Here is a 6,223-nt window from a genome sequence, read left to right on the forward strand (position 1 = left end):
CGTATATCTTTTTTCTGCAGAAGGCTTAAATCTCAGATAATTTTCATCTATATTGTCTATATAATCCCACATAGATAAAAACATTATCGTCAAACTCCACACTGCATCTCCCTTTAGCATTATAGCAGCATCCTTCCAATATCCATGCTTTTCGTATTCATTTATATATTCATCAGCTAGATTTATACCACCAGTAAAACCGACATTTCCATCTATTACAGCTATCTTTCTGTGGTCTCTATTGTTTAATCTTCTAGTAAAAAACGGCTTTATAGGGTTAAACACTCTACATTTGATTCCCTTTTTTTCTATTTCCTTATGGTAATTATGTGGCAGCGTAACTAGACAACCTACATCGTCGTAAATCAACCTTACATCTACGCCTTCTTTGGCCTTTCTCTCTAAAATTTCTAGTATGGAGTTGAACATCTTCCCTTCCTGTATAATAAAATACTCTAAAAAGATGAATTTCTCGGCTTTTTCAAGTTCACTTAAAAGAGCCTCGTACTTTTCTTCTCCTATTTTAAAATAAGTAGTCTCTGTGTTATTATAAACGGGACATTTAGCGTAATCTAAAATGTATTTACTTTGATTTTGAGCGTATATATCCTCTTTCCCTAAACTTTCCATTATTTTATTATCTTGCTTTAGAGAATTAGTCATTTTTATATTTTGGATTACCATTTTTAATTTTTCTCTAGTGCTTAATTTATTCCCACCATATAATAAGTAAAACAACCCTCCAAATATAGGGAAAATAAGCACAGGTATAATCCAGGCTATTTTGTAGCTCGGATTGCTCTTGTTATTTATAATTATAAAAACTATCGCTATACTAAGAGCTAAAGATCCCAAATAAAAATATAGAAAATTTCCTTTATATTGAAATATAAAAAATACAATTACTGCTATTTGTATTATAAATGAAGTCGCTAAAAGTATCGCCCTTTGTACAGATCTTTTTAATAAAATATTCATAATTCGTTACCCTCTTTTACAATATAATTATATTATCATTAAAAAAGAACCATCATATAATTAATTATTACACAATGGTTCCTTAAAATCAATTTTTTAAATTATTTATTAAGCTAGAGCATTTAACTTGTCGTCTATCATCTTCTTAGCAACTTGTGGGTTTGCTTTTCCTTTTGATGCCTTCATTACTTGTCCCATTAAATATCCTGCAGCTTGTTTTTTACCTGCTTTGAAATCTTCTATTGATTGAGGGTTCTTAGCAAGTACTTCATCTACTAATTTTTCAAGCTCATCAGATGAACTAATTTGAGCAAGTCCTTTTTCTTCTATTATAGTATTTGGATCCTTGTTAGTTTCAAACATTTCTTCAAATACTTCTTTACCTGCTGTCTTACTTATTTTTCCTTCTTCTATAACTTTTATTAATTCTGCTAAGTTTTTAGGTTCCATAGTTATATCTTCTGGTTCTAAGCCTTTAGCATTTAGAAGTCTAAGCATTTCTCCTAATATGTAGTTATCAACTGTCTTAGGATCTGCTCCAAGTGCTACTACATCTTCATAAAAATGTGCTAATGTCTTATTAGCTATTATTATAGCAGCGTCTTTTTCTGGTATTTTGTAATCTCTTACAAATCTTTCGCGTTTTTCAATTGGCATTTCTGGTAAATTAGCCTTAGTTTCATCTACAAAAGATTGTTCTATTATAATTGGTGTTAAGTCTGGTTCTGGGAAATATCTGTAGTCATGAGCTTCTTCTTTTGAACGCATTGGTAAAGTTTTAGCTTTTGCAGCATCCCATCTTCTAGTTTCTTGTTTTATCTTATGTTGTTCACCGTATTGATATAATTCTCTTTGTCTCTTTTCTTCTTTTTCTAGAGCTTTTTGAACCTCTCTAAATGAGTTTATGTTCTTTATTTCTACCTTTGTTCCGTATTCTTCTTGTCCAAGTGGTCTTATAGATATGTTGGCGTCACATCTTATTGAACCTTGTTCCATACGGCAGTCTGATACTTCTGCATATTCAAGAATACCCTTTAATTGTCTCATGAATTCAGCAGCTTCAGCAGGAGAACGTAAATCTGGTTCTGTAACGATTTCTATTAGTGGAACACCACATCTATTGTAATCTATCAATGAATATGGTTCGTCTTCTAGATGGACAAGCTTACCTGCATCTTCTTCTATATGTATTCTGTTTATTCTGACCTTTACTTCTTTTCCTTCAAAATCAAATTTTACTAGACCATTGCTACACATTGGTAAATCGTATTGTGAAGTTTGGAAGTTTTTAGTTAAGTCTGGATAAAAGTAGTTTTTTCTGTCCATTTTATTGTAGTTGTTTATTGTACAATTAAGAGCAGTCCCTGCTTTAATTGCAAGCTTTATTACATCTTCATTTAACACTGGTAAAGTTCCTGGAATACCTAGACATATTGGACAAGTATTTTCATTAGGTTTTTTACCGAATTCTGTAGAACAGCTACAGAATATTTTTGTTTTAGTTTTTAATTCAGCATGTATTTCAAGTCCTATGACTGTTTCATATACCATATCTTACACCTCTCTATCAAATTCTAGTGCTAATTTCTTTTCAAGTTGATAAGCTACTTTGTATATCTTATCTTCTGTAAATGTATCACCTATTAATTGGATACCTACTGGAAGACCTTCCTTGCTCTTTCCTCCTGGCATAGATAATGCTGGCACTGTAGCTAGATTTATATTTATTGTGTAAATATCAGCTAAGTACATTGCAGTAGGATCTTCACATCTTTCACCTATTTTAAATGGAAGTATTGGAGATACTGGTCCAAGTATTATATCGTATTTTTTGAAGGCTTCTTGGAAGTCAGCTTTTAATTTTGCTCTGAATTTTTGAGCCTTGTTGTAGTAAGCATCGTAGTATCCAGATGATAATGCGTAAGTTCCAAGCATTATTCTTCTTTTTACTTCGCTACCAAATCCTTCACTTCTACTCTTTTCTATCATATCGTCTACAGATGTGTAGTCTTTTGCTCTGTATCCGTAGCTTACTGAGTTGAATCTAGCTAAGTTTGAACTAGCTTCAGCAGAAGATATTATATAATATGGAGCAAGTCCATCTTTAGTTATAGGTAGAGAAAATTCTTCAACTTCACAGCCTAATTCTTTTAAAGCTTCTAAGTCTTTTAGTACTATTTCTTTGATTTCAGGGTCTAGACCTGCTTCTTCTATGAATTCCTTTGGTATACCTATTTTCATACCAGCTATATCTTTTCCTAAGTCCTTAGTGTAATCTACTTTTTCACGTCCTTTAGCAGTAGTACAGTCTAAATCATCTTCTCCAGCAAGTACGTTAAGTAGATAAGCATTGTCTTCTACACTCATAGAGAATGGTCCTATTTGGTCAAGTGAAGAACCGAATGCTATAAGTCCAAATCTAGATACTAAACCGTAAGTTGGTTTCATACCTACTATACCGCAGAATGAGGCTGGTTGTCTTATAGAACCACCAGTATCTGATCCTATTGCAAGTGGAACCATTTCAGAACCAACTGCTGCTGCAGAACCACCTGAAGATCCTCCTGGAACTCTAGTTATATCTATTGGATTTTTAGTTATCTTCATGGCTGAATTTTCTGTAGAAGAACCCATAGCAAATTCATCTAAGTTAGTTTTTCCTATTAATATAGCATCTTCAGCTAATAATTTCTTGATTATAGTAGCATCGTATGGTGGAACGAAATCCTCTAGCATTTTTGATGCACAAGTAGTTTTTACACCGTGTGTACATATATTGTCTTTTATTGCTATTGGAATACCAGCTAGTGCTCCTAGTTTTTCACCATTTTTAACTTTTTCATCTATTTCTTTTGCTTTTTCTAATGCTTCATCAGTTTGAAGTAACAAGAAAGCATCTATTTTATCTTCTTTTTTATTTATAACATCTACGTATGATTTAACGACATCATAACTTTTTATATCGCCAGACTTAATCTTAGCTACTGTTTCTCTTATACTCATCAAAATGACCTCCTATTCAATGATTTTTGGCACTTCTATAGCAGTGTCTCTCATTGTTTTTACATTTCTAAATAAGTCTTCTATTTCACATTTTTTAGGTATATCTTTTCTAGTTACTGAAACTGTTGGTCTTTCAACTACAACATCGTCTAAGTCTAGAGCATCTAGTGTTTTGAATTGCTCTAATATATTTTCAAATTCCTTTGCAAATTTTTCAGCTTCGTCTTCTTCAAAATGAAGCTTAGCTAACTGTGCAATATATTTAACTTGATCCTTACTAATTGCCATAATATCCATCTCCTTTTTATTTTATTAAATATTATATCTTAGTTTTATGGAGTTAATCTTTTCATATCTCTTGGTACTAATGTAGCTTCTCTTATGTTTGAAAGTTTTAATATTTTCATAGTAAGTCTTTCTAAACCTATTGCAAATCCTCCATGTGGTGGCATACCGTATTTAAATGTATCTAGGTAGAAATCAAAATCTTCTGGTTTTAATCCAAATTTGATTATGTTTTGTTTTAACATTTCATAGTCGTGTATTCTTTGTCCACCTGTAGTTATTTCAAGACCATCGTATATTAAGTCGAAGCTCTTTGTAAGTGTAGGATCTTCGTCGTCTGGCATAGTATACATTGGTCTTTTAGCCACTGGATATTTAGTTAAAAATACAAATTCTGTACCGTATTTTTCTTTTACATATTTACAGATTAATTCTTCACCTTTTGCATCTATATTTCCTATTGGTGATTTTTTACCGTATTCTTCAAGTAATATTTTGTGTGCTTCTGCTAAAGTTATTCTTGGTATTTTAACTTCATTTGGAAGATCTATTTTGTACATTTCTAATTCTTTTTTGCAAACTTTATTTAAATGTTTAAATAAGTAATCTAAGAAGCCTTCTTCTAAATCCATAAGTTCAAATTCATCTTTTATGAATCCCATTTCTACGTCTAAGCTGACGTATTCATTTAAGTGTCTCCAAGTATTGTGAAGCTCAGCTCTATATGCATGTCCTATTTCGTATACTCTTTCAAATCCAGCCCCTACCATCATTTGTTTGTAGAATTGTGGTGATTGAGCTAAGAAAGATCTTCTGTCAAAATAGTTTACTGTAAACATTTCAGATCCACCTTCAGTAGATGAGTCTATAATTTTTGCAGTATGTATTTGTTCGAAGTTTTTAGATCTTAGATAATCTCTAAAAGCTTGTTCTATTTCATTTTGAACTTTAAATATTGCACGTATTTCTGGTCTTCTAAGTGCTATTGTTCTGTTGTCTAATTGAGTTTCTAGAGCGGCTTTGTTTTTGAAGCTGTTTACTTCAAATGGAAGCTTGTCGTAATATGTTTTTCCTAATATTTTGATTTCGTCTACTACGACTTCTACTCCACCTGGTGCTTTTTCATTTTCACTCTTTTTACCTGTTACTTCTATAGCGTTTTCAAGTCTCAATCCTTCTATTTGTTCCTTATTTGCAACAAGTTGTACTATTCCACTTTTATCTCTTAATTTTATGAATACTACATTACTTAAGTCGATTATTTTGTATATCCAACCTCTAAGTAATACAACTTCATCTTTTGAATCTTTTAATTCATTTGCAAATGTTCTTTCTAATGTCTGCATCATTTCATCCCTTTCTATAATATTTAATATCTAAAATACAATTACTTTTTAAAATAAAAAACCGCCCCTATACAATAGTATAGGGACGGGATATATTCCGCGGTACCACCCTAGTTGACACATATGTGTCCAACTCTGTAAAGTACAATTATTATACTTTTCCTCTGTTAACGGTGAGTCTCCGTTTAGCTTTACTCTTACGAAACGTAATTTCTTCTAACCACTCCAAAGTGTTATTTCAATCTAAGTATCATGTAGAGCTTCCACCATCCTCTACTCTCTATAAATCTACATTAAATCTACTTTCTTTTTCATTGCATTTAATTTATTAATTTTTGACTATGTTTACATTGTAAGATAAAAAAACACTAATTGCAACTAATTTTTCAAATTTTTAACTATTTATTTATTTTTTTTAATTTTTATATTTAAATATTTCACTTTATATATTGTCCAATTTGGTGTTTTTTATTCTTTTAAATACAATAAATTTTAAATATAATTATCTTAATAATAGATAACTAAAGTTACTGAGGGGGCATTAGTATGAATAAAATAGGATTTGGTTTTTTGAGACTTCCAAAAATAGATGTAAATGATGATAAAAGTAT

At 31.1% G+C, this 6,223-nt stretch carries 5 protein-coding genes and 1 other annotated feature; all 5 genes read right to left on the reverse strand.

Translation table 11 applies throughout. The features are described 5' to 3' along the window. Window positions 1-978: PLDc N-terminal domain-containing protein (locus MR593_RS08005; RefSeq protein ID WP_290691700.1), on the reverse strand; the 978-nt coding region annotated here is incomplete at its 3' end. Between the two features lie 108 nt (window positions 979-1,086). Continuing rightward, complete coding sequence (gene gatB / locus MR593_RS08010; protein ID WP_290691701.1) at window positions 1,087-2,529, reverse strand: Asp-tRNA(Asn)/Glu-tRNA(Gln) amidotransferase subunit GatB; 1,443 nt, start codon at window positions 2,527-2,529, stop codon at window positions 1,087-1,089. A gap of 3 nt (window positions 2,530-2,532) precedes the next feature. After that, window positions 2,533-3,981 (reverse strand): Asp-tRNA(Asn)/Glu-tRNA(Gln) amidotransferase subunit GatA, encoded by a 1,449-nt coding sequence (gene gatA, locus MR593_RS08015; protein ID WP_290691703.1) that lies wholly within the window; start codon window positions 3,979-3,981, stop codon window positions 2,533-2,535. A 12-nt stretch (window positions 3,982-3,993) separates the two neighbouring features. Then, the gene (gene gatC, locus MR593_RS08020) at window positions 3,994-4,269 is read right to left on the reverse strand and encodes an Asp-tRNA(Asn)/Glu-tRNA(Gln) amidotransferase subunit GatC (protein ID WP_290691704.1); all 276 of its coding nucleotides are present in this window, start codon (window positions 4,267-4,269) and stop codon (window positions 3,994-3,996) included. A gap of 44 nt (window positions 4,270-4,313) precedes the next feature. Then, window positions 4,314-5,615 carry an aspartate--tRNA(Asn) ligase gene (aspS, locus tag MR593_RS08025; protein WP_290691705.1) on the reverse strand — a complete coding sequence of 434 codons (1,302 nt, stop codon included), beginning with the start codon at window positions 5,613-5,615 and terminating at the stop codon, window positions 4,314-4,316. Window positions 5,616-5,690: 75 nt separating this feature from the next. Continuing rightward, window positions 5,691-5,936, reverse strand: a binding site (T-box leader). Window positions 5,937-6,223: the final 287 nt, after the last annotated feature.

The organism is Intestinibacter sp., assembly GCF_022780145.1.
In the GTDB taxonomy this organism is placed as follows: domain Bacteria; phylum Bacillota; class Clostridia; order Peptostreptococcales; family Peptostreptococcaceae; genus Intestinibacter.